Here is a 26,306-nt window from a genome sequence, read left to right as displayed (position 1 = left end):
GCCAATCATTCCCACGCGCTGCGCGGGAGTGATCAAGGGCCGTCTCAGGTACTCTCGCGCACCTTCAACTCAAACCCCATGTCCTGCACCGGCTTGGCCACGCTATTGCCGGCCATCAGCGTGAGCATCTGCTCCGCGGCACGGCGGCCGATGGCCTCGCGCGGGGTGTTGATGCTGCTCAGGCGCGGGACCATGTGTTCGGACATGGGCAGGTCGTTGAAGCCGAGAATCGCCACCTGCTCGGGAATCCTGATGCCATTGCGCATGGCTTCAAGCAAGGCGCCCTGGGCCAGGTCGTCGTTGCCGAAGAAGATCGCATCGACATCGGGATGACTGGCGAGCAGTTGCAGGAACAGTTCCCCGCCCAAGCCGACCGAAGACGAGCGCGGCGTCAGCACTTCCAGGTCCGGGTCATACAAGCCGGCTTTTTGCAGGGCTTTGCGGAAGCCTTCGCCGCGCAGCAAGGTGCGTTGGTCCAGTTGTGCGCCGATGTAGGCCAGACGCTTGCGACCGCGAGACAGCAAGTGTTCGGCCGCCGTTTCGCCGGCCGCCAGTTGCGAGAAACCAACGCAATTGAGCCCGGCCGCACTGTCCAGTTCCATCATGTACACGCAAGGAATGTTGCTGGCTTCGATCATGCGCCGTGAACTTTCGGTGCGGTCGAAACCCGTCAGCAACAAGCCACGCGGCTGATAGGCCATGTAATTGCGCAGCAGGTTTTCTTCTTCATCGCGCGAATAGTGGAAGTTGCCGATCAGCACTTCGAAGCCCTTGGGCCGCAGGACCTGATGAATGGCTTCCAAGGTGTCGATGAACAACAGGTTGGACAGCGACGGCACCAACACCACCACCGAATGGCTCTGGGCCGAGGCCAGGGCGCGGGCGGCAGGGTTGACGACGTAGTTGAGTTCGAGCGCCGCTTTCTGCACTTTTTCCACCAGTTCGGTGGCCACGGTGCTGACGCCACGCAGGGCGCGGGAGGCGGTAATCGGGCTGACGCCGGCCAGTCGGGCAACTTCGTTCAGGGTAGGGCGGCCAGTGGTACGGGTATTTTTATCGTTCTTGGTTGTGTTCATCGACGGCTTGCCAAACAAAATTCAAGGCACTAAGGTAGCGCTGTCTCGATGCAGCTGCAAATGCGTGAGCGGGGGTTCGCCTGATCCTCGCTTTTTGGCGTTGAGACTTAACCTGCTGCAACCCACAAAATGACAAGAAAGGCGTCGGCAACTCCTGCTTTTGGTCTAGTGTCATAACTGGCAAAGGTAGCGCTGTCTGCGCGCTGAGGTGTTACATGAATCATCCCATCACCGCCCTGGTCATCATGGGCGTTGCCGGTTGCGGCAAGACGTGCGTCAGCGAGGCCCTGTGCCAACTGAGCGGCGCCACTGCCATTGAAGGCGACTCTTTCCACCCTGCCGCCAACATCGAAAAGATGAGCGCGGGCATCCCCCTGAACGACGAAGACCGCGCCGGCTGGCTCGACAGCCTGTGCGATGAGTTGCGCCGTGTCGACGCCATGGGCCAGCGCCCGGTGCTGACCTGTTCGGCGCTCAAACACATCTATCGCGAACGTCTGCGCAGTGCCTTGCCGGGCCTGGGTTTCGTGTTTCTTGAACTGACCCCCGAGGTGGCCGCCGACCGTGTGTCCCATCGGCCGGGCCACTTCATGCCGTCGACCCTGATCGCCAGCCAGTTCGCCACCCTCGAATCGCCCGTCGGCGAGCCGTTGACCCTGGCGCTGGATGCTTCGACCCACAGCGTCGAGCAACTGGCCGCCCAGGCTCATGTCTGGTGGCAGGCGAACGGCCTGAAGCAGGCGGTATGAGCGTGCTTGTAAAGACAGCGCTGTCCTCGCGGCTTCTGATTAACCCGCTTTAATAACAACAACAACCAGGAGACACCCCCAATGTTTGGCATGTCCCACGAGACGTTCCTGCTGCTCGATGCAGTGGTCACGGTGATCGGGCTTATTGTCCTGATCACCAAGTTCAAGCTTCACCCGTTCATTGCCCTGACCATTGCTGCCGCTTTCCTCGGGCTCACCTCCGGCATGCCGATCGGTACCATCATCAAGGCGTTCCAGGACGGCTTCGGTGGCGTACTCGGTTTTGTCGGCATCATCCTCGCGCTGGGCACGATGCTCGGCAAAATGATGGCCGAATCGGGCGGTGCGGATCAGATTGCGCAGACATTGATCCGTGCCTTCGGCAAGGACAAGGTGCAGTGGGCGATGATGTTCGCTGCGTTCCTGGTCGGCATCCCGCTGTTCTTCGAAATCGGCTTCGTGTTGCTGATTCCGTTGGTGTTCATCGTGGCCCGCCGCACCGGCGTGTCGATCATCAAGATCGGCATCCCGCTGCTGGCCGGTCTGTCGGCGGTACACGGCCTGGTGCCACCGCACCCGGGTCCGTTGCTGGCCATCGGCGTGTTCGGTGCCGACATCGGCAAGACCATTCTGTACGGCCTGATCGTGGCGCTGCCGACCGCCATCATTGCCGGTCCGATCTTCGGTACCTTCATTGCCAAGCACATCCCCGGCCATCCGAATCAGGAGCTGGTGGATCAACTGGCGCGCGAGTCGGATTCCGCCGATCTGCCGAGCTTCGGCATCACCCTGGTCACCGTGCTGTCGCCGGTGTTCCTGATGCTGCTCAAAACCTTTGCCGACGTCGTGCTGCCGGACGGCAACTTCTTCCGCACCTTCATGGATCTGATCGGTCACCCGATCTCGGCGCTGCTGCTGGCGTTGCTGCTGTCGCTGTACACCTTCGGCCACAAGCAGGGCATCGGTTCGCAACAGATCCTGAAATGGCTGGATGCGAGCCTGGCGCCGACCGCCGCGATCATCCTGATCATCGGTGCCGGTGGTGGCTTCAAGCAGATGCTGGTCACCAGCGGCGTGGGTGACGTGATCGGCCACATGGCGGTGGCGGCGCAAATCTCGCCGATCCTGCTGGCCTGGCTGGTGGCGGCGGTGATTCGTATCGCCACCGGTTCGGCAACTGTGGCGACCATTACCGGCGCTGGCATCGTGGTGCCGGTGGTGGGGATGATGCCGGGTGTGAACCGTGAACTGCTGGTGCTGGCCACCGGTGCCGGTTCGTTGATCCTGTCTCACGTCAACGACGCCGGCTTCTGGCTGGTCAAGCAGTACTTCAACATGACCGTGGCGGAAACCTTCAAGACCTGGACCGCGATGGAAACCATCCTGTCGGTGGTGGGCCTGGGCTTTATCCTGTTGTTGTCGTTGTTCGTCTAAACGTCACCGCAACACCCAATGTGGGAGCGAGCCTGCTCGCGAAAGCAGACTTACATTCAACATCTTCATTGAATGTTATGTCCTCTTCGCGAGCAGGCTCGCTCCCACAGTGTTTTGTGCAGGGTGTCAGGATTTGGTTACTAGCCCATCCGTCCGGAACATCCCGCGAATCCCGCGTACGGCCTGACGAATCCGGTCCTGGTTTTCAATCAGCGCAAAGCGCACGTGATCATCGCCGTATTCGCCAAACCCGACGCCCGGCGAGACGCATACCTTGGCCTCGGCCAGCAGTTTCTTGGCGAATTCCAGCGAGCCCAGGTGCGCATAGGCCTCGGGAATCTTCGCCCAGACGTACATCGAGGCTTTCGGGTTTTCGACCATCCAGCCCAGCTCATGCAGGCCCTTGACCAGCACGTTGCGTCGCTGCCGATATTGCTCGGCGATGTCGCGCACGCATTGCTGATCGCCTTCGAGCGCGGCAATCGCCGCCACTTGCAGCGGGGTGAAGGTGCCGTAGTCGTGGTAGCTCTTGATCCGCGCCAGGGCGTTGACCAGTTCCGGGTTGCCAACCATGAAACCGATGCGCCAGCCGGCCATGTTGTAGCTCTTGGACAGGGTGAAAAACTCCACGGCAATGTCCTTGGCCCCCGGCACCTGCATGATCGACGGGGCTTTCCAGCCGTCGTAGACGATGTCGGCGTAGGCCAGGTCATGCACCACCAGCACGTCGTACTGCTTGGCGAGGGCGATCACCCGCTCGAAGAAATCCAGCTCCACGCACTGGGCGGTCGGGTTGGACGGGAAACCGAGGATCATCATCTTCGGCTTCGGGATCGAGCCGCGAATGGCCCGTTCCAGTTCGGCGAAGAAATCCACGCCCGGCACCAGCGGCACCGAACGCACCTGGGCGCCGGCAATCACGGCACCGTAGATGTGGATCGGGTAGCTCGGGTTCGGCACCAGCACGGTGTCGCCCTGGTCCAGGGTCGCCAGCATCAGATGCGCCAGGCCTTCCTTGGAACCGATGGTGACGATGGCTTCGCTTTCCGGGTCGATGTCGACCTCGTAGCGATCCTTGTACCAGTTGGAGATCGCCCGGCGCAGACGCGGAATGCCCTTGGAGGTGGAGTAACCATGGGTGTCTTCGCGCTGGGCGACGGTGACCAGTTTTTCGACGATGTGCGGCGGGGTGGCGCCGTCGGGGTTGCCCATGCTCAAGTCGATGATGTCTTCGCCACGACGACGGGCGGCCATCTTCAGCTCGGCAGTGATGTTGAAAACGTAAGGGGGGAGTCGATCGATGCGCGCAAAGCGGCGCGGCGAACCTTGTTCGGCCATTGTTGCCTCGGATAACGTAAGCGCCCGGAACCGTCCGAGCGACGCTGGTCACTGCGGTGACCTGTGGCGGAATGTACGGGCAGCTGTGGCAGACTGTCCAGCCTCAATGTGAACAAATTTTTCCGAAGGAATTGGGTCGATGGAATTTTCCAGTGGCTTCCTGCTGAGCCTCTCGCTGTGCCTGGATATCGGCGTGGCCAACATCGCGATGATCACCCTGGCCATGCAGCGCGGCTATTTCCAGGGCTTTGCGCTGGGCCTCGGCACCTGCGTCGGCGACCTGATCTACGCCGTATTGGCACTGGCCGGCATGACCGTGTTGCTGCAGTACGAAAGCGTGCGCTGGGTGTTGTGGATCGGTGGCTCGGCGCTGCTGGTGTACTTCGCGGCGAAGATGATCTATTCGGCGATTCACCACGAGGCGTTGCTGGCCGAGACGGCGGAGGTCGGGAACAACTCCCACCGCAAGGAATTCTTGCGTGGGATTTTTCTCGCCATGTCCTCGCCCAGCGCCATTCTCTGGTTCGCGGCCGTTGGCGGCACCCTGATCGCCCGTTCCGGTGGCGGTGGCCCGCTCAGTTCGGCACTGTTTCTCGGCGGCTTCCTCTGTGCCGGGCTGCTGTGGTCGGCAGGTTTGTGCTTCGCCGCGAGCCATGGCGGCAAGTTGCTGGGCGACAAGCTGCTGCGCTACTCCTATATGGCATCGGCGGCGATCTTCTGCTATTTCGCGGTCTACGTGATTCTATCTGGCTATAACGAGTTCGTCGGTGCCGCCGCCGTCGAGCAGCTGCACGCGCTGTGACTGGGCGAATCGGGTTTGGCTTCTATACTCCCAGCCGAACCCATTTTCATGCGTCAGGAGTCGAGCCATGGATGAGCAAACACGCGTTGAAGTGACGGAACCACGCTTCGAACACGGACACTTCCTGCTGATTGCAGGGCTGGGCGGACGATTTACCCAGCAAACCACCCAGGACATTCCTGCACTCTGGGAAAAATTCACTCCCCACATCGGCAATGTTCCGGGACAGAAGGGCGAAGTCACCTACGGCGTCTGCTGCAATTTCGATGGCAAGGGCGGCTTCGATTACATCGCTGGCGTCGAGATCAGCAAACTCGACGATTTGCCGGATACCTATCGCTGGGTGGAAGTTCAGCCGCAGCAGTACGTGGTGTTCGAGCACAAGGGGCCGCTGGACACCCTGCCGCAAACCTTTCAGTACATCCATGGTACGTGGCTGCCGCAATCCGGCCGTGAACTGCTGGCGGCCCCGGAGTTCGAGCGCTACAGCGAAGACTTCAACCCAAAGCTCAACACCGGCAAGCTGGAAATCTGGTTGCCGATCAAGGCATGACACCTGCATTGGGAGGCGGATCAGCCGATTCGTCTCTCGATGTCCCTCGGCGGCTGATTTATGATCGCCAGTCTTTCCCACGCTGATCCCGAGCTGCCATGAACACCGTCATCCGCAACGTCACCCCCGCCGATCTTGACCGCTGCTTTGCCATCGAAACCCTCGCCTATGAAGGTGACGAAGCCGCAACCCGCGAAAAGATCGCCACCCGCATCGCCACCTGGCCCGAGGGTTTTATCGTCGCTGAGGTGGACGGGGCCGTGGCCGGTTTCATCAATTCCGGGGCGGCGTTTCAGGTGGAAATGTCGGACGAGGCGTTCAAGGAACTGATCGGCCACGACCCGGCCGGGCCGCACGTGGTGATCATGTCAGTGGTGGTGCACCCGGATTATCAGGGGCAAGGCCTGGCCAAACGGCTGATGGGCGAGTTCATCGAGCGCATGCGTGCGCTGGGCAAGGTCAGCATCAACCTGATGTGCAAGGAACGGCACATTCCGTTGTACGCCGGGTTCGGTTTTGCCTACATCAAACCCTCGGCGTCCGACCATGGCGGCATGGCGTGGCATGAGATGGTGCTCAAGCTCTGAACCGACGTGGAACCCCTGTAGGAGCGAGCCTGCTCGCGATGGAGTGTCAGTCGACACCACTTATGCTGACACACCTTCGCGAGCAGGCTCGCTCCTACAGGGGGCAGTGTTGTGTCAGTAATGTCTGTACAAAACTAACGCGCAGTCAAAACACCAACCCCATCCGCCGTTCATAGCCGATCCGGCCCTTGTACGCCTCGCCGCTGTCGACAAAGCCAAACCTGGCGTACAGGGCGATGGCCGCCTCGTTGTCGGCATCCACCGACAGCTCCAGTCCCTTGATTTCCGGCCAGGCCAGGCGCGCCGCCTCGGGCAGCGCCTGCAGGCAGGCCTTGCCGTAGCCTTTGCCCTGCGCGCGTTGATCGACTTGCAGTGCATGCAAGGTGGCGCTGTGTTCATCGGCCCAGGCCGGCAACACCGGCGGGCGCTTGAGCAGCAGGAACGCGACGGGCACACCCTCGGCCAGCAGGGCGAAGCCCTTGACGCCGGGGCCGGGCCGAGAGAGCAGGGTGTGCAGGGCACCGTGGATATCACCGGAGAATCTGATTTGCTCCGGGTGCACTTCGATGGCCTCGACCTGTTGGCGTTGCAGCGCGTTCAGGCTTTCATAAGGCACGAGTCGAGCTGTCACGGGATTGTCCTTTTTCCTACATGAATGAACCTCGGATTCTAGCGAGTCTGATTGTTTGGATTATTTTTATTTCACCTGTCGATTTGCCGGATCGCCGGACGACTAAGGGTGTCTTCACTTAATAAAAACCACGGAGAACCACCATGAACTCGCAAACCCAGATCCAGAACCTGATCGAAACCTATCGTCAGGCCGTGATGGCCAAGGACGTGGATAAAGTCATGACCCTGTATGCCGACGACATCGTCTCCTTCGACGCGGTCAAGGCCCTGCAATTCAAAGGCAAACCGGCGTATCGCGCGCATTGGGAGGATTGCATGAAGATGTGCCCCGGCCCGCACATTTTCGAATTCCACGACATCCGCATCGAGGCGTCCCAGGAGATCGCCTTCGCCCATTGGCTGGCCCACTGCGGCGGTACCAACGACAAGGGCGAAACCCAGGCCTGCTGGATGCGCGGCAGTGCGTGCTATCGCCAGGAAGACGGGCTGTGGCAGATTGTCCACGAACATTGGTCGGCACCGTTCGACATGGCCAGCGGCGCGGCGCTGTTCGACCTCAAGCCCTGATCGTCGGGAAGCCGCGCCGGAATGCCAACCAGCGGCCATAGTTGATCGTTCGATAAGGAGAGCGTGATGAAGTACTTATGCCTGGTCTACAGCGATGAGCATCTACTGCATTCGCTACCGGAAAGCCCCAAGGACGCAGAGTGCATGGCCTATGCCGAATCGATCCAGGGCAGCGGGCGGATGGTCGCCGCCGAGGCGCTGGAATCGGTGCAGACCGCCACCACGGTGCGCATGCGCAACGGCAAGCTGTCGATCACCGACGGTCCGTTCGCAGAAACCAAGGAGCAACTGGCCGGCTTCTACCTGATCGATGCCAGGGACCTCAACGAAGCCATTCAGGTCGCCGGCAACATTCCGGCGGCCCGGGTTGGCAGTGTCGAAGTGCGCCCCGTTCGGCAGTTGAATCCTTAAGATGCCGGGGCTGCCGGTTCAGGCCCAGGTCGAGCGGGTCTATCGCGAAGACTCGCGGCGGATTCTCGCGACCCTGATTCGCTTGCTGGGGGATTTCGACCTCGCCGAAGAAGCCTTGCACGAGGCGTTTTTCATCGCGGTCGAACGCTGGCAGCGTGATGGCGTGCCAGACAATCCGCGGGCCTGGCTGGTGTCCACCGGGCGTTTCAAGGCCATCGATGCCTTGCGCCGGCGTGCGCGTTTTGCTGCGTCGCAGCCGCTGTTGATCGCGCAACTGGAGGCGCTGGAACAGGCCGACTGGAGTGGTGAAGACGTGGAAGACGATCGCCTGCGGCTGATCTTCACTTGCTGCCACCCGGCCCTCGCGGCGGACGCGCAAGTGCCGCTGACGCTGCGGGAAGTCTGTGACCTGACCACGGAAGAAATCGCCCGGGCCTTTCTCTCGGCCCCGGCCACCATCGCCCAGCGCATCGTGCGCGCCAAGGCGAAGATCCGCGACGCGAAAATCCCTTATCAAGTGCCGACGCTGGCCGAGTTGCCCGAGCGACTGGACAGCGTATTGCGGGTGATTTACCTGGTGTTCAACGAGGGCTACTCGGCGTCCGTCGGGGCCGAACTGATTCGCGAGGATTTGACCCGCGAGGCGATCCGTCTCGGCCGGTTACTGGTGCAATTGTTGCCGGAGCCGGAGGTGATGGGCTTGCTGGCATTGATGCTGTTGCACGAGTCGCGCCGCACGGCCAGAACCTCGGCGAGCGGCGAGCTGATTGTGCTGGATGAGCAGGACCGTTCGCGGTGGGACACCGGGTTGATCACTGAAGGCTGCGCGTTGATCGAACAGGCATTGAGCATGGGGCGATTCGGACCCTATTGCCTGCAAGCGGCCATCGCGGCGGTGCATGCCGAAGCGCCGACGGCGGGGGAAACCGATTGGCCGCAGATTGTCGGCCTGTATGACGTGCTGCTGCGGGCAGTGCCTTCGCCGGTGATCGAGTTGAATCGGGCGGTGGCGATTTCGAAGCGCGATGGGCCACTGGCGGGGCTGATGTTGGTGGAGGCCATTCTGGAGCGCGGAGAGCTGCTCGACTACCACCTGGCGTATTCGGCGCGGGCGGAGTTTTGTCGGCAACTGGGCCGCAAGCCAGAGGCGCGGGCGGCGTGGGAGCGGGCGCTGGCGTTGACCCGGCAAGAGCCGGAGCGGCGGTTTATCGAAGGGCGGCTCAGGGCGTTGGATTGATGTGATATTGGCTGACCTCTTCGCGAGCAGGCTCGCTCCCACACTTGACTCGGTCTAAATGTGGGAGCGAGCCTGCTCGCGAAGGGCGCGCCACTATTCCAGCATCTTGCCCAACAACCAGCTCCCCGCCGGCCCCGGCGGATTCAGCCGCGACCACAACGCATCCACCGACACCGTTTTCGGCCAACCGCGCACCACCAGTTCCTGTAACGAACCTGGCCCGAACCGCTCGACCAGCCAGCGGGGCAGGGGTGCCCAACCAAATCCGCCCTGGGCCATTTCCAGCAGCATCAGGTAACTCGGTGCCGACCAGACCCGACCCTTCGCCCGGCTTTCATAGGGATTGATGATGGTGGCCAGGCGCAGCTCGCGGTGCTGCTGCAGTGCGTCCTGATCGACAGGGTCCAGCCTTGCCAAGGGGTGTGCCGGGGACACGAACAAGGCGATTTCCGTGCGTTCGTCCACCGTCGAACTGACCAGGTCCGGCGGGTAGCTGTCCTGCATTTCGGCGAAGGCAATCTGCGCCCGGCCGCTTTGCACCAGGGACACAAGGTCAGCGCATTCGGCGATCAGGCATTCGAGTTCCAGGTCGGGGTAACGCTGTTCGAAGGCACTGAGTGACGCTTCGAAGCGGTCCGATTGATAGGTATCGGACAGCGCCACCGTCAGCTTCGCTTCCACCCCTTGGGACAGTTGGCTGGCGGTCATTTCCAGGCGACTGGTGGCGGCCAGGATGTCCTCGGCCCGTTGCAGCATGACGTGCCCGGCCGGGGTCAGTCCGGGCTTGCGGCTGCTGCGGTCGAACAGCGTCAGGTTCAAGTCGATTTCCAGGCTGGCCACCGCTGCGCTGATGGTCGACTGACTGCGGCCCAGCTTGCGCGCTGCCGCGGAGAACGAGCCTTGGGTCGCGGCTTCGACAAACGCCAGCAACACTTCGTGAGAAGCCATGAACTATCGCCTTGATCGATGGTTATTGGTTATGAAGTATCGGTGTGATGACAGATCATGGCAACCACAGTCACTCAAGGGAGTACGGCCATGAGCGCCAACAAGTCCATTACTGAACGTATTTTCCAGGCCATCGGTTTCGAACTGCTGGCGATCCTGATCTGTACCCCGTTGCTGGCCTGGATCATGAAGAAGCCGATGCTGGAAATGGGCGTGGTCACCCTCCTCATCGCTGCGCTGGCCCTTGCCTGGAACGTGGTCTTCAACGGCATGTTCGACCGGGTGCTCAAGCGTTTCGCCATCGTGCACAACGCCTGGGTCCGGGTGGTGCATGCGCTGCTGTTCGAAGGCGGGCTGGTCGCCCTGGGCGTGCCGCTGATTGCCTGGTGGCTGAATGTCAGTCTGTGGCAGGCGTTCTTGCTGGATATCGGCGTGCTGTTGTTCTTCCTGCCGTACACCTACGTTTATCATTGGGTGTATGACGTGGTTCGCGAGCGGATGGTGATGACTCGCGAGGTTTGCTGAGTAGCTTTTGAACCAGGCTTATGTAGCGAGGGAGCAAACTCCCTCGCTACAGGGCGTTTTACAAAAACATCCCCCCCGACGCCTCGATGCGCTGGCCGTTGATCCACTGGCTACCCGGTGCCAACAGCAGCGCAATCGCGGCGCCGATGTCATCCGGCAAACCGGCGCGACCCAGGGCGGTGTTGTTCGCCACCAGCGTGTTCAGCTCAGGGTTGTCGCGCACGGCGCCACCGCTGAAATCCGTTTCTATCGCCCCCGGTGCCAGGATGTTTACCGCGATATTGCGCGCGCCGAGTTCCTTGGCCTGGTAGCGGGTCAGCACTTCCATCGCGCCTTTCATCGCCGCGTAGGCGCTGTGCCCCGGCAGGCTGAAGCGGGCCAGGCCGCTGGAAATGTTGACGATACGGCCACCGTCATTGAGCAACGGCAACAGCGTCTGCGTGAGGAAAAACGGCCCCTTGAAGTGGATGTTCACCAACAGGTCGAACTGTTCGACGGTGGTGTCGACGAAGTTGGCGTGCAGGCCGATCCCGGCGTTGTTGACCAGAAAATCGAAACGCTCGCGTTCGAAGTGGCTGTGCAGGACCTTCGCCACTTCGCTGCCGAAGGCGTCGAACTGCTCACTGCGGGCAACGTCCAGTTGCAGCATGACGGCGCGACCGCCGAGGCTTTCGATCTCGGCCACCAGTGCCTGTGCCTCATCGGCGCGGCTGTTGTAGGTGCCGATGATGTCGATGCCCTGGGCGACCAGATGCAGGGCTGCGTTTTTACCGAGGCCGCGGCTGGCGCCGGTGATCAATGCGATTTTACGGTTCATGGGACTTCCTCAGGGGCAGTGGGCGGTTGATGTGAGGAAGTTTATTTATCCGCTTGGTGGTGATAAACAGAGTGAAACCGGAATCACTGGTCGGATAATCCGAACAATAAAAGAGCAGGCCGATGAACAAACTGGAACTGTTGCGCACCTTTGTCCGTGTCAGCGAGATGTCGAGTTTCACCCTGGCCGGCGAAAGCCTGGGCCTGCCGCGCTCAACGGTGTCCGAGCATGTACAGGCCCTGGAGGCCTTGCTCGGCACCCGCCTGCTGCAACGCACCACACGCAAGGTGCAGGCGACCCAGGATGGCCTGGTGTTGTACGAGCGCAGCAAGGACCTGTTGTCGCACATGGACGAAATCGAGGGATTGTTTCGCCAGGACGAGGCGTCGCTGGTCGGGCGTATTCGCATCGACCTGCCGAACATTCTCGCGCGCCGGGTGGTGATGCCGCGCTTGCCGCAGTTCATGGCGCGGCACCCGCTGCTGGAACTGGAAATCAGCAGCACCGACCGCCGGGTCGATCTGCTCGCCGAAGGCTTCGATTGCGTGCTGCGCATCGGCGCCCAACCGGATCAGTCGGTGGTGGCGCGACACCTGTGTGACTTCAGCATGGTCAACTGCGCCAGCCCCGCGTATGTGCAGCGCTATGGCGTGCCCGAGCGGCTGGAAGACCTGGCGCAGCATCGGCTGGTGCACTACGTCGGCGTACTGGGTGGGCGTTCGGAAGGGTTTGTGTACGTCGACAAGGGGCAGGTGCAGCGAGTGCCGATGGCCGGCAGTGTCACGGTCAACAGCACCGATGCCTACGAGGCCGCCTGCCTGGGTGGTTTCGGCCTGATTCAGGCGCCGAAGATGGGCATGCACGCCTACCTGCAAAGCGGTGAATTGGTCGAGGTGTTGCCGCAGTTCAATGCGCCGTCCATGGAGGCGTCGTTGCTCTATGCCCGGCAGCGGCATTTGCCGTTGCGGGTCAGGGTGTTCATGGACTGGTTGGGGGAGGTGATTCGCTCGGTGGCCTGATACGAGTCCCAGTGGGAGAGGGCAGGCCCACTCCCACTGGATATTGCGGTGTTTAAAAGAGTTGAGTGAACAACCAGTACAGGCTGCCCGACAGCAGGATTGCCGCCGGCAAGGTCAGCACCCAGGCCATCAGCAGGTTGCGGATGGTCTTCATCTGCAAACCGCCACCGTTGGCGACCATGGTCCCGGCCACGCCCGAGGACAGCACGTGAGTGGTCGACACCGGCAGGCCGAACATGTCGGCGGCGCCGATGGTCAGCATCGCCACGGTTTCTGCCGAGGCGCCCTGGGCGTAGGTCAGGTGGGTCTTGCCGATTTTCTCGCCGACGGTCACCACGATGCGCTTCCAGCCGACCATGGTGCCCAGGCCCAGGGCGATGGCCACGGCGATTTTCACCCACAACGGAATGAACCGTGTGGCGTTGTCGATCTGTTGCTTGAACAGTTGCAGCTTGCCGCTGGTGTCGGCGTCGAAATTGCCGACCTTGTTCTTGTCCATCAGGCGAATGGTTTCGCTGCTCAAATACATGTCGTTACGCACGTTGCCCACGGCCTCGGCCGGGACTTTCGACAGCGAGCCATAACTTTTCACTTGGGCGCCGATGCTGCCGGTCAGCGCCGCCAGCGCCGGCACCAATTGCGGGGTCGCCTGCTTCGAACGCACGTATTCGGACAGCACCGGACGCGGGTCGGCGGGTGCTGGCAGCGGCGCAGCTTTCACCAGCGCTTGCTGGGTGACTTCGGCGACCGCGGCGAACTGCAGCGCTTGATCCGCCGGCATGGTGCGGTTCAAGGCGTACGCCATTGGCAGCGTGCCGACCAGGATCAGCATGATCAGGCCCATGCCTTTTTGGCCGTCGTTCGAACCGTGGGCAAACGACACGCCGGTGCAGGTCATGATCAGCAGGCCGCGAATCCACCATGGCGGCGGGGTCTGGCCCTTTGGTTCCTTGTACAGCGCACGATTCTTGACGAACGCGCGCAGGGCCAACAACAGCAGCGCGGCGCAGCCGAAGCCGACCAACGGCGAGAGCAGCAACGCGTAACCGATCTTGGTGGCCTGGGCCCAGTCCACACCGCTGGTGCCGTCGCGGCCGTGCATCAAGGCATTGGCCACGCCGACCCCGATGATCGAACCGATCAGGGTGTGCGACGACGACGCCGGCAACCCCAGCCACCAGGTGCCGAGGTTCCACAGGATCGCGGCGATCAGCAGGGCGAAGATCATTGCGAATCCGGCGGACGAGCCGACTTGCAGGATCAGCTCCACCGGCAGCAGGGCGATGATGCCGAACGCCACCGCGCCGCTGGACAGCAGCACCCCGAGGAAGTTGAAGAAACCGGACCAGACCACCGCCACGTTGGGCGGCAGCGAGTGGGTGTAAATCACCGTGGCGACCGCGTTGGCGGTGTCGTGGAAGCCGTTGACGAACTCGAAGCCCAGGGCGATCAGCAGCGCCACGCCAAGCAGCAGGAACGGCGTCCAGGTGGTCACCACCGTGCCGAGTTCGCTCATGTCGCGCATCAGGCTGTAGGCAGTAAACAACAAGCCGATGGCCAGCACGGCAACAAATACCACGATGGTGATCAGGCTGGGTTTTTTGTCGAATTGCAGTCTGGCGCTACTGGCGGGTGTCGGGGCGGCGGTGAAGGAGGGCGTAGCCATCACGGACATTCCTGAGGAGGGAAGGAGTATTCGCGATAATCGTTGTCAATTGTTACGGGGAGACTGCTCTGGGTCAGTATTTGGCTTTTTTTGCAGAACCGCTGATCCGAAGTCGAGCGCGGAAACCAATGTGGGAGCGAGCCTGCTCGCGAAAGCGGACTGGCATTCAACATCTTTATTGAATGTTTCGCCCTCTTCGCGAGCAGGCTCGCTCCCACAGAGTTGCAGGGATGTTCAATAATCCTGCTGCTTGCGAAACGCCCAGCGCCCGGCGATCACGGTAAAAGTCGCGACCAGCGCCACGAGAATCCAGAAACCTTCCGGGTCACCGGCCAGCGGAATGCCGCCGACGTTCATGCCGAAGAAACCGGCGATGATGTTGATCGGCAGCGCGAGTACCGTGACCACCGTCAGGGTGAACAGCGTGCGGTTGGTCTGTTCGTTGATGTTGGCGGCGATCTCTTCCTGCAACAGTTTGATCCGCTCACCCAGCGCGGTGAGGTCGTTGATGATCAGCGCAAACTCCTCGGTGGATTTACGCAATTCCTTCACGTCTTCCTTCTGCAGCCATTGCGGCGGACGGTTGAGCAGGCGCAGCAACGAGCCTGGCTCCAGCGCCAGCAGCCGTTGCAACCGCACCAGTACCCGGCGATTGGCGCCCAGCTCGGCGCGGTTGGTCGACAGCCGCGAGGAGAGCAATTCGTCTTCGATCTGATCCACGCTCTGGCTGGTCTTGCGCACGATCTGGGTCAGCACTTCACCCTGGTCACGCAGCAGATGCACCAGCAGTTCCAGTGGGGAGCGAAAGCATTCCCGGGCCTTCACCGACGAGCGCAATTTGTCCACCGAGTGCAACGGTTGCAGGCGGGCGCTGATGATCAGCCGGCTGCGGGCGCACGCCCACAGGGTCGAGACATCCGACGACACCATGTTGCTGAGGTTGAACACCACGTCGTTGACCACCGCCAGCAACGCGGAGTCGACATGCTCGATGCGCGTCGAACGCGAGCCTTCGTGCAGCGCTTCGAAAAACTCCTCGGGCAGTTCCAGATGACTCTTCATCCAGCGCTCGCACGCAGCATGGGCGAGGTTGAGGTGCAGCCACAGAAATTGCTCGTCGCTTTCCGGTTGTTGCAGGTACTGCAAGGCCTCGGCGGAGTTGATTTCCCGGCCGGCCTCACCGGGGCGAAAACTGAAACCGTAGAGCAGGCCGAACAGATCCGTGTCGCGATGGCTTTGGTCGATGCTGTGGTTCATGAGGACTCGCAAGGGGAGGCGCCTGTCACGTGTTTTACAGGTTCACTTGAGCGGCATCATCGCAAGCCGGGATGACGTTTTTGTGACAGGAAAATAACGTAAACGATTGCCCTACCGGCGGTCGGAATATTCTCAAGAACCGCTCTGGCACGCCGATCACGCTTGGGTTAAGTTGCGCGCCCCCGGCCATTGGCCGTGATCGCAGACAGGGATGTCCGGACACCTTTCACGCCTTTGCGGGGCGTGCCTCATTCCTGTCATGAGTACCATCCGATGCTTTTGCAAAAATCCCTGAGAGCGCAAATTCTCGCCCTGTTGAGTGGCAGCCTGCTGGCGATGCTGTTGATCGCCCTGGCGTGCTTTCACTTCCTGTCCAGCGGCGTGCAGAGCTACGCCAATCTGATCGAAGGCCCGCTGCATACTTCGCAATTGATCGATGAAGCCAACCTGCAATTCAAGGTGCAGGTGCAGGAATGGAAAAACGTCCTGTTGCGCGGCAAGCAACCGGCGGACCTGAGCAAATACTGGGGGCAATTCGAAGAACGTCAGCGCGATGTGCAAAACATCCTTGGCGAACTGGCCGGGCAGAAGGGTATCGACCCTCAACTCAAGCGCCGCATCGAGCGCTTGCGTGACGAACATCGTCAGTTGGGCGCGGCCTATCAGAAGGGCCGGGACGCGTTCGTTGCCGCAGGCGGCGACCCGACGGCGGGCGACACGGCGGTCAAGGGCGTGGACCGTGCCACCAGCGACCAGATGAGTGAACTGGTCAGCGAGTTGCGCAAGCAGGGCGCCGAGCAATCGACCCTGATCAGCGCCAGTGCCGATCGCACGGTGTTGCTGGGGCTTGTCGTGATGCTGGTGTCGGGGCTGCTGATCGGCTTGCTGAGCCTGTGGCTGGTCAACCGCAACCTGGTCGAGCCGATCCGCAAACTGATCGAATACGTGGCGCAGCTCAGCCAGGGGCGTGTTGCCGAGCGCGTGGCCAGCACCCGTCAGGACGAGTTGGGCAAACTGGCGATGGCCGCCAACACCCTGCGCGATTTCCTCGCCGACACCTTCAGCCGCTTGCAGCGCAGCGCGTCGGACCTGGACAGCGCCAGCGGCGAGTTGAATTCGATTGCCACCGTGATGGCGGGCGGCACCAACGAGCAGTTCAACCGTACCGATCAGGTGGCCACGGCGATGAACGAAATGTCCGCCACCGCACAGGAAGTTGCCCGGCATGCCGCCGAGGCGGCGCGGGCCGCTGACGATGCCGACCAGTCCGCCCAGCAGGGCGAAAAAGTCATGCAGGGCACCATCCGCACCATCACCCGGATGCGCGGTGAAATCGCCAACACCGCCACGGTCATCCGCCAACTGGAAACCGACAGTGGGCGCATCGGCAAGGTCCTGGAGGTGATTCGCGGCATCGCCGAACAGACCAACCTGCTGGCGCTCAACGCGGCGATCGAAGCGGCCCGCGCCGGTGAGGCCGGACGCGGCTTCGCGGTGGTGGCCGATGAAGTGCGCAGCCTGGCCCAACGTACGGCGGCGTCGATCATCGAGATCAACCAGATCATCCAGACCGTGCAGACCGGTGCGGTGGAAGCGGCCCAGGCAATTGAAAGCGGTCAGTCACGCAGCGAAGAAAGCGTGCAGCAAGTGACCGAGGCCGGCGCCATGCTCGAACGCATCACCCTGGCCGTGGAAGCCATCCGCGACATGAACCGCCAGATTGCCACGGCCGCCGAAGAACAAACCTCGGTGGCCGAAGACATCTCGCGCAACCTCACCGAGATCACCAGCATCGCCAGCACCAACCTGGACAACGTGCAGCGCACTGAAGCGGCCAGCAACAACCTGCACGGTTTGTCGGGGCAGTTGAACGAGGTGACGGCGCGCCTGAGCGCCTGAATCCTGAACACAAAAAAGCCGCACGATTTCTCAATCGTGCGGCTTTTGTGCGTTTCGGGATCAGGTGTCCTGTTTGTTTTTCAGGACCTTGCCGTTGGAGGCATCGATGTCTACATCCCACTCGACGTTCTTGGCGTCACGCAGTTCGATTTCGTACTCGTAACCGTTGAAGTGGTTGTCCAGTTCGGTTTTGGTGATCGTTGCACCCGGGTGCAGTTCCAGCGCGATCTTGTTCAGGTCTTCCAGCGGCTTGATCTTGCCGTCCTTGACCAGTTGCGGGATCTCATCGACCCGCACATCGGCCTGGGCCAGGCCCGCGGTGAGGGTCAGGGTTGCAGCGGTCAACAAAACAGTCAGGGTCTTCATGGGATTCTTTCCTTGGGCGATCCGTTCAAGTGAGATCAGGTTAGCGTGAGCAACTTAATCCACCCTTAAAACCCGCTACATGTCCTGCATCAATCCCTGTAGGAGCGAGCCTGCTCGCGAAGCAGGCACCTCGGTGCCGTGACAGGCAAGGATCAATACCCGTTGCTCTTCAACACTTGATCGACACTCGCCGCCGGACGTTTATAAAACTTCAACAACTCACTGGCGCGGTTGGTGAAAATGCCGTCGACCCCGGCGTCCATGACTTTCTGGTAGTCCACCGCCTCGTCGATGGTGTAGACGTGCACCAGCAGGCCCTGACTGTGGGTGTACTGGTTCATCCACGGTTGCACCAGGTCCGAATAGCTCTGGTCGCCACCCTCGGTCAGTGCGGCGGACGGTCCGGTGCCGATGGCGCCCTGGGCCTTGGCGTAGTCGACCCACTGCTGGAATTCGGCTTTGTCCTTCGGTTCCTGTGTGGCGTAGTAAGTGGCTTTGTCCTTTGTGCCGGACTCGGCAAATGTCACTTTGGACTTGGGCTCGATACTGCCTTCACCCACCCACAGCAGCAGGATCTTCGGCACCGCCGGCATTTCCTTTTGCAGCAGTTCGAGGCTGCTCTTCTCAAAGGTCTGCAGGACCACTTTGCCTTTACCCTGGCCGACTGCCAGTTCGCTTTTCGCCAGTTTCGAACCTGTCGGGCTCAGCCAGCCGCGGTCCTGAAGTTTTTCCTTGAGGTCGTGTTCGATGCCGGGAAACTGTTTCGGCTCCTTGGTCTCGATGTACAGGCCGGGCTTGTGCAGGGCATTGCCCTCGGCGATGTCGATGATTTCATCAAGGGTCAGGATCTTCAGGCCGGCGAAGGCCGGGCGCGCACGATCCGGGTAGGCGGCGTTGAACCAGCTGCCCGCATCCAGGGTTTTCAGCTCGGCCATGGTGAACGCAGTGGCCGGGCTGTCCTTGCGCTCGGGGAATTTGCTGGCGACATCGGTGGTGCGTTGCAGGTTGTTGTCGTGCAGGGCAAACAGCACGCCATCCTTGCTGCGTTGCAGATCCATTTCCAGGTAGTCGGCGCCCAGGTCGCGGGCAGCCTTGTAGGCGGCGGCAGTGGATTCCGGTGCATCGAAAGACGCGCCACGGTGGGCGATCACCGCTGGATGTGGAATCCCCAAACGGGTTGCCAGCGCCGTCGGGCCAGGTTCGCTGGTGGCCTGTGCCTGGCCGAAGCCGAGCAACAGGCTCAATAACAGGGCGCTTTTAGTAAAGGGTGCAGGCATGGTCGAGATCCTTTCGCAATGAGGGGGCGGTTCCTTTTAACAACTGATCATTGCATGCGCTATCGCGAGACCGACACAAACCTGTTCAACGCAGCACTTTTCAGCGCATTTGTGCGCTTCTTTGCAGTAATCTTGACCTCGGCCATTTCCCCGGCAGAGGGAAACCCATGCACCTGCCTTGCGTGTAAACCATTGATCAGCGGTCCGTTGCGACCTTATGTGAGGTTTACCATGCGCATCACTTCCCAGCTCATCTGCCAGGCTGCCGACCAACTCAAGGGCTTTGTCGGCCTCAATCGCAAGACCGGGCACTACATCGTGCGCTTCAGCGAAGACTCGTTCGGCATGGACGTGGCGGACGACGGCATCATCCCCACCAGCGAGTTCGTCTGGGTCGCGGGCCCCGGGCAGGCCATGACGCTCAAGCGCGAATTGATTCAGTTGCTGCTGGAGCAGCACATCGATGAGCGGATCAACATTACCGAGCCGTTGCGGGTGTACATGAACCGGCGGGACGTGCCGGAGATTTTGGCGGTTCGCAGCCTGGTGCAGGGCTGAGTTTTTGCGGTGACTTGACTGGCCCTTTCGCGAGCAGGCTCGCTCCCACAGGTTTTTGTGGTGGGAACATGTCTTGCGTACACCCAAGATCCCTGTGGGAGCGAGCCTGCTCGCGAAGACGGCCTCAAGCACACCACATCATTTACAGACTGAACTCGTACGCCCGCTCAACCCGACACACCCGCGTATGACACCGCGCATACCAGGTCGAGCGCCCACGTTCGCGAATCGCACTGTGCTCCGGATGATGCTTCCACGCCAGAATGTCCGCTTCACTGGCCCAGTACGACACGGTTATGCCCAACCCATCCTCGCCCCGAGCCGACTCCACCCCGAGAAACCCCGGCTGTTCACGGGCCAGTTCCAGCATCCGTGCGGCCGCTTCGGCGTAACCCAGGTCGCCCTCAGTGCGTACCGAGGTGAAGATCACCGCGTAATAAGGTGTTGCTGGCGTATCGGCGATCATGAAGGCTGCCTTGCACAGGCTGCGACAAAGGCAGCAATCAGCGGCGGCAGGACGCCCTTGAGCGCCGCCCGCTCGGGCTGGAACAAGGTCGCGACAAAGAACGGGTGGCCGCTGAGTTCGACCGCCCGCAGGCCTTGTTGCGAATCGTGGCCGACGGCGTGAAGTTCACGTTTGAGCAGCTCCCCTTCGAACTGTGGATTCACGCCATAGCGACAACGATAGCCTTCACGAATCTGGGCGCTTTCGTACGCTTGGGCGATCAGCGAGCCTTCATGTAAGTGAATGGTATCGACCGCTTCCACCAGCGCGCACGTCAGCGGCGTCAGCAGCGCCCGTGTTGCATCGGGCGCCGTCTCGCCGTGTTCGGCATCCGACCAGCCCAGCACATTGCGCGCATATTCCAGCACCGCGTGTTGAAAACCACCGCAGGTGCCGAGGAACGGTCGCCGTTGTTCGCGGGCAAAACGGATTGCTTGCAATGCGCCGTCCATGTTGCGGTACGGGCTGGCCGGTACACACCAGAAACCGTCGAAGGTGTGCAGCGGTGTCCCGGTGTGGATTTCATCGGTGGCCAGCCATTGCCATTGCAGGTCCAGGCTGGTGTGCGCGGCGGCCCTTTCGAGCGCAATGGGTATGGCCTGGTGGGCGGTGACCTGTGGGTCGTGGTCGCCGATCAGGGCGATGCGAATCGGGCGGGTTTCCATGGATGGCCTCTGCACTTGTTGATACCTGGTGTGCACTATAGATTGGCGCTCACGCACTCAATATTGGCGTTTTCCCAAGTGATCAATGCAGCGACGCACTATCGACTGGACTACCCGGACCTGGCCCTGATCCTTGCGCTGGTACGCGGCGGCTCTCTGGCCCGGGCTGCGCAGCTGTTGAAGGTGGATGTCTCGACGGTGTTCCGAGCGGTTCGCCGGCTGGAGGCTGCACTGGGGCAGCAACTCTTTGAAAAGAGCCGCGCCGGCTACCTGCCCACCACCCTGGCGCGGTCCCTGTCTGAACAGGCCGAGCGCGCCGAGCAGGCGCTGGAGGCGGCGCGCATCGGTGTGGAGCAGGGCGGTGAAGTGATCAGCGGCATCGTGCGCCTGACCTGTACCGATTCGGTCCTGCAAGGTTTGCTGTTGCCGGCGCTGGCGCAGTTCATGCCGAACTATCCGGCGTTGACGCTCGAACTCAGCACGTCCAATGATTTTGCCAACCTCAGCCGTCGGGATGCCGATATCGCCCTGCGCCTGACCCGCTCGCCACCGGAGCACCTGATAGGACGGCGGCTGGCGGACATTTCCTACCGCGTGTGCGCCAGCGAGTGGTACCTGCAATCGGCCAACACCGCAAACCTGGCCTCATTGACCTGGATCGCCCCGGACGACTTCCTGCCTGACCACCCGACCGTTACCTGGCGTCGCCAGGCCTTGCCGGGCGTAACGCCGGGTTATCGCTGCAATAGCATGCTGTCGGTGACCGAGCTGGTCAGGGCGGGGCTGGGCGTTGCGGCCTTGCCGGACTTTTTGATCGGCGACGGGTTACAGCCGCTGGGCGAGCCGTTGCGCGGATACGACACCGCACTGTGGCTGCTGACCCGTCCCGACTGCCGGGCCTTGCGCTCGGTGGTCACATTGTTCGACGAGTTGGGGCGGGCGCTGAAACTGCCGTGAAGCCGTTCAGGCTTTTGGCTCATCCTGGCGCACGAAGTGTTGATGCATTTCGCTGGTCAGGTTTTCGATGCGCTCGGTGAGGGCCTTGGTCATCTCCGTGAGGCGGGTGTTCTGCTCAAGCAGTTCCAACAGTTGTGCGGTGTTCTTCGCGGCTTCGGCCTGCCGTTCGCTGTTGGCGATTGCCAGCGCTTCGCGATGCTGTGCATCGGCATCGGTTTGGGCTTTGTCCCGCGCGGCCTGACGAGTCTGGGCCAACAGGATCAATGGCGCGGCATAGGCCGATTGCAGGCTGAAAGCCAGATTGAGCAGGATGAACGGGTACGCATCGAAGTGGGTGAAACCGGACAGGTTGAGGCACACCCAGGCCACCACGATCAGCGTTTGTGCGCCAAGAAAGGTCGGGGTGCCAAAAAAACGGGCAAAGGCTTCGGCGCGCAGGGCAAACTTGTCATTGCCAAAGGTCGGCGCCAAGTGGGCATGGGGGCGATGGAAACGCAGGTGATCGACGGCGGCGGTTGCGTGGTTCGTGGTGGTCATGATGCTCTCTGTTTGGCGCTGGGACTGAGGCTCACTATAGCTCCAGCGTCATTCAGGCAGTGCAATCGCCTGCTATTGCATCATACGGCCGACGTTTGCAGGCAGGTGTTGCCGGTGTTGACACTGACCTTGTTGCGCCCGGTGTTCTTTGCGGTGTACAGGGCCTTGTCAGCGTCATCGAGCCAGGCCGTTGCATCGGTAAACGCCGCTTGGTAGGCCGACAGGCCGATACTCAGGCTGACCCGCAGTTCGGGCACTTCCCGATGCCGATAGTCCTGCAACACTTTGCGCAAACGCTCCATCACTTCCATGGCCTGAGTCAGCGGCATGTTGGGCAGAATCACGCAAAACTCGTCACCGCCATAGCGACCGGCCAGATCACCTTCGCGCAGGTTGCATTTGAGCTCGATGCTCAACTGGCGCAGTACCGAGTCACCAATGATATGACCGTAGGTGTCATTGATGGCCTTGAAATGGTCGATGTCGATCAGTGCGATACAGGCTTGCTCCTGACGCTGGCTGCATTCGCGAAACCTGAGTTGCAGCAAGTCCTTCCAGGCACCGTGGTTCAAGAGCCCGGTCAAACTGTCGGTGCGGCTCAAGGCGCTGAGCGTACGTTTATGCTCTGACAACTTGATCGTCAACCGGTAGCAGACCATGCCCAACACCAACGGGTAGAGCGTCAGCATCGGCAAGCACGCCCACACCTGCAATTGCGTGGTCGACAGGGTGTATGCCGCGCCAAACAGCGACCAGGAAATCATGATCCCCGCCGCTTGGCTCAGGCTGCCCAACAGGAACATCCGTTGGCCACCGGCGGCGACGTTGTTCATCGCCATCATCGCCAGAATGGTCACGGTGCAAAGCGGATTGAACTGAAACGTCGCGACCCAGAAACCACCGCACAGCGAATCGTAAAGCAGATTGCGGCCTTCGGCCTTGTAGGGAAAAGCCGAGCGACTCGACAGTTGATAAGCGAGGTGCGGCCAGACAAAACCATTGAGCGCCAGCACAACCCAGACCCAGACTGGCAGGTGCAACGGATACAGCGCGGCGGCCACACTGAAGCTGCCGATGCCCAAGCCGATGGCTCGAGGCATGTAGATGCGTCTGGCGAATGACAAACCCTTGCCGTGTTGTTTATCCATAGTTCCGTGCGCCAGATTCATTCTGAAATACTTTATAACATGGAGCTCAGAATTACCGTTCATTGGTAAAACGGCGCACATTGTCATTTATTCCAGCCGGAATCATCAGCGTACTTCGAAGCCATTCGATTGCGGCAGGTGCTGCAAGCCGCTGATCTAGAGCTGGTAACAGGCCAGGAACATGTCCAGCGCGGATTCGGCCACCCGGTGTTGTTCTTCGGGTGGCAAGCCTGGCTTGCCCATGGAAATCTGCGGCCAGAATGCAAAAGACTTGAGCAGGCCATGGATTTGCTGAGCGGCGAATTCGGGGGCCACGGCCTTCAATCGGCCGTCCGCCTGGGCGGCTCGAATCCATACCGTCAGTCCCTCTTCGCGCTCGCCCATGCGGGCCACCATGTCCTGCGCACGCTCCGGGGAATGAATCGTTGCCGCAATGGCGACCCGTGCCAGGTCGAGCAGATTGTCGTCGCCCAGAATCTGCAGTTTGGCCATCAGCAACGCGCGCAGTTGATCGCGCAGCGGCAGGTCGGGACGGTAGGACGTTTCCTGTTCTGCCGTCACCCGGATCCATAATTGATTGAGGATCTCGGCGAACAACTCTTCCTTGCTGGGGAAGTGGTTGTACACCGTGCGCTTCGACACGCCGGCAGTGGCCGCAATCTTGTCCATGCTGGTGATCTCGAAACCGTTGTCACGGAATTCGTTGATCGCGGCGTGAATGATCGCTTGGCGTTTTCGGTCGGTGAGGCGCTGTGGAGCTGTCATAAGTACGCTTCGGCAGGAAAAAGGGGAGAATTACACTCGGTAGTTTACTTGTCATCGACTTTGATGCAACCTAGAAACTACACTGTGCAGTGTAATGTTTTGTTAATCCTGCCCAGTAAAAAATAGAAAGTCCGGCTGATGCGTGCGTGCCTTGGCCATTTATCGTCCCAAAGCGGAAAATCGCGTTGTGCGCGGTTTTTCTGGAGTCATTCAGACATGGCCAATTCAAACTCCCCGGCGGACAACGCCTCCACACCTGAAGCGTCCCGACAGGCTCAAGGGCAGTATCAAAACTTCACACCGATTCAACGTTTAGGCTTTGGCAAAACCATGGGCATCCTGTGGAACGCGCTGTTCCACAAACCGCAAAACACCCGCCCGAGCGCGCCCGTCCCGGTGCAAGCCTTGACTCAAGCCGCACTGATCGCCGCGCCCAACCACAGCGTCTATCGCCTGGGCCACTCCACCGTGTTGCTCAAGCTGCGCGACAAGTTCTGGATCACCGACCCGGTCTTCGCCGAGCGCGCCTCGCCCGTGCAATGGGCCGGCCCCAAGCGTTTTCACCAGCCACCGATCAGCCTGGAACAATTGCCACCGATTGAAGCGGTGATCCTGTCCCACGACCACTACGACCACCTGGATCATCAGGCGGTGTTGAAGCTCGCGGACAAGACCAAACACTTCCTGACCCCGCTGGGCGTAGGCGATACGCTGATCAAGTGGGGCATCGACACCAGCAAAGTCCGCCAACTGGATTGGTGGCAAGGCACGGAAGTCGATGGCATCCAGTTCATCGCCACCCCGTCGCAGCACTTCTCCGGCCGTGGCCTGTTCGACAGCAACAGCACCCTCTGGGCCTCGTGGGTGATGGTCGACGGCGACACACGCATCTTCTTCAGCGGCGACAGCGGCTACTTCGACGGCTTCAAACGCATCGGCGAACAGTACGGCCCGTTTGACCTGACCCTGATGGAAACCGGCGCCTACAACGTCGACTGGCCACACGTGCACATGCAACCGGAACAAACCCTGCAAGCCCACATCGACCTCAAGGGCCGCTGGTTACTGCCGATCCACAACGGCACGTTCGACCTGTCGATGCACGCCTGGTACGAACCCTTCGACCGCATCCTGGCCCTGGCCTGGGAACGCAACGTATCGATCACCACACCGCAGATGGGCGAGGCGTTCAACTTGATGCATCCGCAGCGCGGTGGGGCGTGGTGGCTGGCGGTGGAAGGGGAGAGTGATCGGGTGGTGGCGCAGAACGCGTAGAGTGATTGGTTGAATTATAGACCTCAGCTAAATACCACTTCAATTCGGCCCTCTTTGCGTGAGCGCGGGGTCGACTTGACTACGATTTGCACATCACGCCCGAGAAGTAACAGGCATTCCATCATCTTGGCCTCACTGATCCCACGAAATTTACCGCGTAACATTTCAGATAGCTTGGGCTGTGACAGACCTAAAATTTCAGACGCCTGAACCTGGGTCAAATGACGAGCCTTGATGATTTCGCCAATTTTTGCGGCCAACTGGGATTTGACTCGCATTTCATTGGCGTTTGGTGTCCCGAGGTCTTCGTAGACGTTGCCGCTGCCTTCTTCGATTTCAATCATGTTCTGATCCTTTTGCGTGTTCCTGTGCCGCTTGAAGTCTCTTCCTGATCAAATCGATGTCGTGCTGCGCGGTTTTGATTCCCGTGGTCGACTTTTTCTGAAAACAGTGCAGAACATAAACAGCATTGCCAAAACGAACGGTATAAACGGCGCGATAGGTGTTCGTATCGAAGTCCTCAATCAACTCAAGGATTCCGGCGCCACCAAAGCCTTTCAGTGGTTTTGCATCTGGGTGCTTCTTGTTGCTTTGGGCCAGATCAAGAGCGTGGCCAAAAACGTCCTGTACATCTGCAGGCATCTGCTTGAGGTCTTTTTTGCTGCTGCTAACCCACAGGAGTGGCTTCCTTGTACTCATGTGAAAATATACCTAAATGGGAATAATCGTCAATCG

30 protein-coding genes are annotated in these 26,306 nt (G+C 60.7%); 14 read left to right on the top strand and 16 right to left on the bottom strand.

Annotated features, from left to right (window positions below; all coding sequences use genetic code 11):
* Positions 1–44: 44 nt before the first annotated feature.
* Positions 45–1,076 (bottom strand): HTH-type transcriptional regulator GntR, encoded by a 1,032-nt coding sequence (gene gntR / locus ACEN8E_RS23240; RefSeq protein WP_495590028.1) that lies wholly within the window; start codon positions 1,074–1,076, stop codon positions 45–47.
* A gap of 215 nt (positions 1,077–1,291) precedes the next feature.
* Here gntR and ACEN8E_RS23235 point away from each other — a divergent pair, with 215 nt between their 5' ends.
* Positions 1,292–1,825, top strand: coding sequence for a gluconokinase (locus tag ACEN8E_RS23235; RefSeq protein WP_495590027.1), 534 nt, complete (start codon positions 1,292–1,294; stop codon positions 1,823–1,825).
* A gap of 81 nt (positions 1,826–1,906) precedes the next feature.
* Positions 1,907–3,259 (top strand): GntP family permease, encoded by a 1,353-nt coding sequence (locus tag ACEN8E_RS23230; RefSeq protein WP_429365628.1) that lies wholly within the window; start codon positions 1,907–1,909, stop codon positions 3,257–3,259.
* 126 nt (positions 3,260–3,385) lie between these two features.
* On the opposite strand, the gene alaC is transcribed toward ACEN8E_RS23230, so the two are convergent.
* Positions 3,386–4,597, bottom strand: coding sequence for an alanine transaminase (gene alaC / locus ACEN8E_RS23225; RefSeq protein WP_495590026.1), 1,212 nt, complete (start codon positions 4,595–4,597; stop codon positions 3,386–3,388).
* 139 nt (positions 4,598–4,736) lie between these two features.
* Between alaC and ACEN8E_RS23220 the strand changes: the two genes are divergently transcribed.
* The 3 genes from ACEN8E_RS23220 (at position 4,737) to ACEN8E_RS23210 (ending at position 6,539) form a co-directional block, all read left to right on the top strand.
* Positions 4,737–5,399: a LysE family translocator gene (locus ACEN8E_RS23220; RefSeq protein WP_413427327.1), complete on the top strand. Its 663-nt coding sequence runs from the start codon at positions 4,737–4,739 to the stop codon at positions 5,397–5,399.
* 67 nt (positions 5,400–5,466) lie between these two features.
* Positions 5,467–5,952 (top strand): GyrI-like domain-containing protein, encoded by a 486-nt coding sequence (locus ACEN8E_RS23215; RefSeq protein WP_495590025.1) that lies wholly within the window; start codon positions 5,467–5,469, stop codon positions 5,950–5,952.
* A gap of 98 nt (positions 5,953–6,050) precedes the next feature.
* Complete coding sequence (locus tag ACEN8E_RS23210) at positions 6,051–6,539, top strand: GNAT family N-acetyltransferase (protein ID WP_495590024.1); 489 nt, start codon at positions 6,051–6,053, stop codon at positions 6,537–6,539.
* 145 nt (positions 6,540–6,684) lie between these two features.
* On the opposite strand, the gene ACEN8E_RS23205 is transcribed toward ACEN8E_RS23210, so the two are convergent.
* Positions 6,685–7,170, bottom strand: a complete 486-nt coding sequence (locus ACEN8E_RS23205; protein WP_008022849.1) for a GNAT family N-acetyltransferase — start codon at positions 7,168–7,170, stop codon at positions 6,685–6,687.
* A 143-nt stretch (positions 7,171–7,313) separates the two neighbouring features.
* On the opposite strand from ACEN8E_RS23205, the gene ACEN8E_RS23200 reads away from it, so the two are divergent.
* From ACEN8E_RS23200 to ACEN8E_RS23190, 3 genes are all read left to right on the top strand, one after another.
* Positions 7,314–7,739 carry a YybH family protein gene (locus ACEN8E_RS23200; RefSeq protein ID WP_429365622.1) on the top strand — a complete coding sequence of 142 codons (426 nt, stop codon included), beginning with the start codon at positions 7,314–7,316 and terminating at the stop codon, positions 7,737–7,739.
* A gap of 66 nt (positions 7,740–7,805) precedes the next feature.
* Positions 7,806–8,150: a YciI family protein gene (locus ACEN8E_RS23195; RefSeq protein ID WP_495590023.1), complete on the top strand. Its 345-nt coding sequence runs from the start codon at positions 7,806–7,808 to the stop codon at positions 8,148–8,150.
* A 1-nt stretch (position 8,151) separates the two neighbouring features.
* Positions 8,152–9,387 carry an RNA polymerase sigma factor gene (locus tag ACEN8E_RS23190; RefSeq protein WP_495590022.1) on the top strand — a complete coding sequence of 412 codons (1,236 nt, stop codon included), beginning with the start codon at positions 8,152–8,154 and terminating at the stop codon, positions 9,385–9,387.
* 93 nt (positions 9,388–9,480) lie between these two features.
* Here ACEN8E_RS23190 and ACEN8E_RS23185 read toward each other — a convergent pair whose 3' ends face one another.
* Positions 9,481–10,335 (bottom strand): LysR family transcriptional regulator, encoded by an 855-nt coding sequence (locus ACEN8E_RS23185; RefSeq protein WP_495590021.1) that lies wholly within the window; start codon positions 10,333–10,335, stop codon positions 9,481–9,483.
* A 90-nt stretch (positions 10,336–10,425) separates the two neighbouring features.
* On the opposite strand from ACEN8E_RS23185, the gene ACEN8E_RS23180 reads away from it, so the two are divergent.
* Positions 10,426–10,860, top strand: a complete 435-nt coding sequence (locus ACEN8E_RS23180; protein WP_495590020.1) for a multidrug/biocide efflux PACE transporter — start codon at positions 10,426–10,428, stop codon at positions 10,858–10,860.
* Positions 10,861–10,918: 58 nt separating this feature from the next.
* On the opposite strand, the gene ACEN8E_RS23175 is transcribed toward ACEN8E_RS23180, so the two are convergent.
* Positions 10,919–11,677 carry an SDR family NAD(P)-dependent oxidoreductase gene (locus ACEN8E_RS23175; RefSeq protein WP_495590019.1) on the bottom strand — a complete coding sequence of 253 codons (759 nt, stop codon included), beginning with the start codon at positions 11,675–11,677 and terminating at the stop codon, positions 10,919–10,921.
* Positions 11,678–11,799: 122 nt separating this feature from the next.
* On the opposite strand from ACEN8E_RS23175, the gene ACEN8E_RS23170 reads away from it, so the two are divergent.
* On the top strand, positions 11,800–12,696 hold the full coding sequence (locus ACEN8E_RS23170) for a LysR family transcriptional regulator (protein ID WP_495590018.1): 897 nt from the start codon (positions 11,800–11,802) through the stop codon (positions 12,694–12,696).
* Between the two features lie 52 nt (positions 12,697–12,748).
* Here the strand turns inward: ACEN8E_RS23170 and ACEN8E_RS23165 are convergent, their stop codons facing one another.
* Together ACEN8E_RS23165 and ACEN8E_RS23160 are read right to left on the bottom strand one after the other, a co-directional pair.
* Positions 12,749–14,362, bottom strand: a complete 1,614-nt coding sequence (locus ACEN8E_RS23165) for an inorganic phosphate transporter (RefSeq protein WP_495590017.1) — start codon at positions 14,360–14,362, stop codon at positions 12,749–12,751.
* Positions 14,363–14,596: 234 nt separating this feature from the next.
* A complete protein-coding gene (locus tag ACEN8E_RS23160) occupies positions 14,597–15,619 on the bottom strand; it encodes a transporter (protein WP_495590016.1) in 1,023 nt (340 codons plus the stop codon).
* 273 nt (positions 15,620–15,892) lie between these two features.
* On the opposite strand from ACEN8E_RS23160, the gene ACEN8E_RS23155 reads away from it, so the two are divergent.
* On the top strand, positions 15,893–17,518 hold the full coding sequence (locus ACEN8E_RS23155) for a methyl-accepting chemotaxis protein (RefSeq protein WP_495590015.1): 1,626 nt from the start codon (positions 15,893–15,895) through the stop codon (positions 17,516–17,518).
* 60 nt (positions 17,519–17,578) lie between these two features.
* Here the strand turns inward: ACEN8E_RS23155 and ACEN8E_RS23150 are convergent, their stop codons facing one another.
* Both ACEN8E_RS23150 and ACEN8E_RS23145 read right to left on the bottom strand, forming a co-directional pair.
* Positions 17,579–17,884 (bottom strand): PepSY domain-containing protein, encoded by a 306-nt coding sequence (locus ACEN8E_RS23150; RefSeq protein ID WP_429365611.1) that lies wholly within the window; start codon positions 17,882–17,884, stop codon positions 17,579–17,581.
* 152 nt (positions 17,885–18,036) lie between these two features.
* On the bottom strand, positions 18,037–19,161 hold the full coding sequence (locus ACEN8E_RS23145) for a glycerophosphodiester phosphodiesterase (RefSeq protein ID WP_495590014.1): 1,125 nt from the start codon (positions 19,159–19,161) through the stop codon (positions 18,037–18,039).
* 231 nt (positions 19,162–19,392) lie between these two features.
* On the opposite strand from ACEN8E_RS23145, the gene ACEN8E_RS23140 reads away from it, so the two are divergent.
* Positions 19,393–19,719, top strand: coding sequence for a DUF2025 family protein (locus ACEN8E_RS23140; protein WP_495590013.1), 327 nt, complete (start codon positions 19,393–19,395; stop codon positions 19,717–19,719).
* A 142-nt stretch (positions 19,720–19,861) separates the two neighbouring features.
* Here ACEN8E_RS23140 and ACEN8E_RS23135 read toward each other — a convergent pair whose 3' ends face one another.
* Positions 19,862–20,185, bottom strand: a complete 324-nt coding sequence (locus ACEN8E_RS23135; protein WP_495590012.1) for an antibiotic biosynthesis monooxygenase family protein — start codon at positions 20,183–20,185, stop codon at positions 19,862–19,864.
* Positions 20,182–20,889, bottom strand: a complete 708-nt coding sequence (locus ACEN8E_RS23130; protein ID WP_495590011.1) for a CTP synthase C-terminal region-related (seleno)protein — start codon at positions 20,887–20,889, stop codon at positions 20,182–20,184. The genes ACEN8E_RS23135 and ACEN8E_RS23130 overlap by 4 nt, the downstream gene beginning before the upstream one ends.
* Before the next feature lie 15 nt (positions 20,890–20,904).
* Here ACEN8E_RS23130 and ACEN8E_RS23125 point away from each other — a divergent pair, with 15 nt between their 5' ends.
* The gene (locus ACEN8E_RS23125) at positions 20,905–21,846 is read left to right on the top strand and encodes a LysR family transcriptional regulator (protein ID WP_495590010.1); all 942 of its coding nucleotides are present in this window, start codon (positions 20,905–20,907) and stop codon (positions 21,844–21,846) included.
* Positions 21,847–21,852: 6 nt separating this feature from the next.
* Here the strand turns inward: ACEN8E_RS23125 and ACEN8E_RS23120 are convergent, their stop codons facing one another.
* The 3 genes from ACEN8E_RS23120 to ACEN8E_RS23110 all read right to left on the bottom strand — a co-directional run bounded on the left by ACEN8E_RS23120 (position 21,853) and on the right by ACEN8E_RS23110 (position 24,296).
* Positions 21,853–22,383, bottom strand: a complete 531-nt coding sequence (locus ACEN8E_RS23120) for a DUF1003 domain-containing protein (RefSeq protein WP_429365605.1) — start codon at positions 22,381–22,383, stop codon at positions 21,853–21,855.
* Between the two features lie 80 nt (positions 22,384–22,463).
* The gene (locus ACEN8E_RS23115; protein ID WP_495590009.1) at positions 22,464–23,531 is read right to left on the bottom strand and encodes a diguanylate cyclase; all 1,068 of its coding nucleotides are present in this window, start codon (positions 23,529–23,531) and stop codon (positions 22,464–22,466) included.
* A gap of 156 nt (positions 23,532–23,687) precedes the next feature.
* Positions 23,688–24,296, bottom strand: a complete 609-nt coding sequence (locus ACEN8E_RS23110) for a TetR/AcrR family transcriptional regulator (RefSeq protein WP_495590008.1) — start codon at positions 24,294–24,296, stop codon at positions 23,688–23,690.
* A 216-nt stretch (positions 24,297–24,512) separates the two neighbouring features.
* Between ACEN8E_RS23110 and ACEN8E_RS23105 the strand changes: the two genes are divergently transcribed.
* Positions 24,513–25,571 (top strand): MBL fold metallo-hydrolase, encoded by a 1,059-nt coding sequence (locus ACEN8E_RS23105; protein ID WP_495590007.1) that lies wholly within the window; start codon positions 24,513–24,515, stop codon positions 25,569–25,571.
* A gap of 23 nt (positions 25,572–25,594) precedes the next feature.
* Here the strand turns inward: ACEN8E_RS23105 and ACEN8E_RS23100 are convergent, their stop codons facing one another.
* Entirely contained in the window at positions 25,595–25,915 is a 321-nt protein-coding gene (locus ACEN8E_RS23100; protein WP_495590006.1) for a helix-turn-helix domain-containing protein, read from the bottom strand.
* Positions 25,908–26,270 (bottom strand): type II toxin-antitoxin system RelE/ParE family toxin, encoded by a 363-nt coding sequence (locus tag ACEN8E_RS23095; RefSeq protein WP_495590005.1) that lies wholly within the window; start codon positions 26,268–26,270, stop codon positions 25,908–25,910. The genes ACEN8E_RS23100 and ACEN8E_RS23095 overlap by 8 nt, the downstream gene beginning before the upstream one ends.
* Between the last annotated feature and the right edge of the window lie 36 nt (positions 26,271–26,306).

The organism is Pseudomonas sp. Pseusp9 (genome assembly GCF_059491265.1).
Note: the sequence above shows the minus strand (reverse complement) of the source record. Positions and strands in the feature narration are given on the sequence as shown.

Coding starts and splice junctions, on each gene's coding strand:
- gntR (WP_495590028.1), bottom strand. CDS start 1,076: ATGAACACAACCAAGAACGATAAAAATACCCGTACCACTGGCCGCCCT.
- ACEN8E_RS23235 (WP_495590027.1), top strand. CDS start 1,292: ATGAATCATCCCATCACCGCCCTGGTCATCATGGGCGTTGCCGGTTGC.
- ACEN8E_RS23230 (WP_429365628.1), top strand. CDS start 1,907: ATGTTTGGCATGTCCCACGAGACGTTCCTGCTGCTCGATGCAGTGGTC.
- alaC (WP_495590026.1), bottom strand. CDS start 4,597: ATGGCCGAACAAGGTTCGCCGCGCCGCTTTGCGCGCATCGATCGACTC.
- ACEN8E_RS23220 (WP_413427327.1), top strand. CDS start 4,737: ATGGAATTTTCCAGTGGCTTCCTGCTGAGCCTCTCGCTGTGCCTGGAT.
- ACEN8E_RS23215 (WP_495590025.1), top strand. CDS start 5,467: ATGGATGAGCAAACACGCGTTGAAGTGACGGAACCACGCTTCGAACAC.
- ACEN8E_RS23210 (WP_495590024.1), top strand. CDS start 6,051: ATGAACACCGTCATCCGCAACGTCACCCCCGCCGATCTTGACCGCTGC.
- ACEN8E_RS23200 (WP_429365622.1), top strand. CDS start 7,314: ATGAACTCGCAAACCCAGATCCAGAACCTGATCGAAACCTATCGTCAG.
- ACEN8E_RS23195 (WP_495590023.1), top strand. CDS start 7,806: ATGAAGTACTTATGCCTGGTCTACAGCGATGAGCATCTACTGCATTCG.
- ACEN8E_RS23190 (WP_495590022.1), top strand. CDS start 8,152: ATGCCGGGGCTGCCGGTTCAGGCCCAGGTCGAGCGGGTCTATCGCGAA.
- ACEN8E_RS23185 (WP_495590021.1), bottom strand. CDS start 10,335: ATGGCTTCTCACGAAGTGTTGCTGGCGTTTGTCGAAGCCGCGACCCAA.
- ACEN8E_RS23180 (WP_495590020.1), top strand. CDS start 10,426: ATGAGCGCCAACAAGTCCATTACTGAACGTATTTTCCAGGCCATCGGT.
- ACEN8E_RS23175 (WP_495590019.1), bottom strand. CDS start 11,677: ATGAACCGTAAAATCGCATTGATCACCGGCGCCAGCCGCGGCCTCGGT.
- ACEN8E_RS23170 (WP_495590018.1), top strand. CDS start 11,800: ATGAACAAACTGGAACTGTTGCGCACCTTTGTCCGTGTCAGCGAGATG.
- ACEN8E_RS23165 (WP_495590017.1), bottom strand. CDS start 14,362: ATGGCTACGCCCTCCTTCACCGCCGCCCCGACACCCGCCAGTAGCGCC.
- ACEN8E_RS23160 (WP_495590016.1), bottom strand. CDS start 15,619: ATGAACCACAGCATCGACCAAAGCCATCGCGACACGGATCTGTTCGGC.
- ACEN8E_RS23155 (WP_495590015.1), top strand. CDS start 15,893: ATGCTTTTGCAAAAATCCCTGAGAGCGCAAATTCTCGCCCTGTTGAGT.
- ACEN8E_RS23150 (WP_429365611.1), bottom strand. CDS start 17,884: ATGAAGACCCTGACTGTTTTGTTGACCGCTGCAACCCTGACCCTCACC.
- ACEN8E_RS23145 (WP_495590014.1), bottom strand. CDS start 19,161: ATGCCTGCACCCTTTACTAAAAGCGCCCTGTTATTGAGCCTGTTGCTC.
- ACEN8E_RS23140 (WP_495590013.1), top strand. CDS start 19,393: ATGCGCATCACTTCCCAGCTCATCTGCCAGGCTGCCGACCAACTCAAG.
- ACEN8E_RS23135 (WP_495590012.1), bottom strand. CDS start 20,185: ATGATCGCCGATACGCCAGCAACACCTTATTACGCGGTGATCTTCACC.
- ACEN8E_RS23130 (WP_495590011.1), bottom strand. CDS start 20,889: ATGGAAACCCGCCCGATTCGCATCGCCCTGATCGGCGACCACGACCCA.
- ACEN8E_RS23120 (WP_429365605.1), bottom strand. CDS start 22,383: ATGACCACCACGAACCACGCAACCGCCGCCGTCGATCACCTGCGTTTC.
- ACEN8E_RS23115 (WP_495590009.1), bottom strand. CDS start 23,531: ATGGATAAACAACACGGCAAGGGTTTGTCATTCGCCAGACGCATCTAC.
- ACEN8E_RS23110 (WP_495590008.1), bottom strand. CDS start 24,296: ATGACAGCTCCACAGCGCCTCACCGACCGAAAACGCCAAGCGATCATT.
- ACEN8E_RS23105 (WP_495590007.1), top strand. CDS start 24,513: ATGGCCAATTCAAACTCCCCGGCGGACAACGCCTCCACACCTGAAGCG.
- ACEN8E_RS23100 (WP_495590006.1), bottom strand. CDS start 25,915: ATGATTGAAATCGAAGAAGGCAGCGGCAACGTCTACGAAGACCTCGGG.
- ACEN8E_RS23095 (WP_495590005.1), bottom strand. CDS start 26,270: ATGAGTACAAGGAAGCCACTCCTGTGGGTTAGCAGCAGCAAAAAAGAC.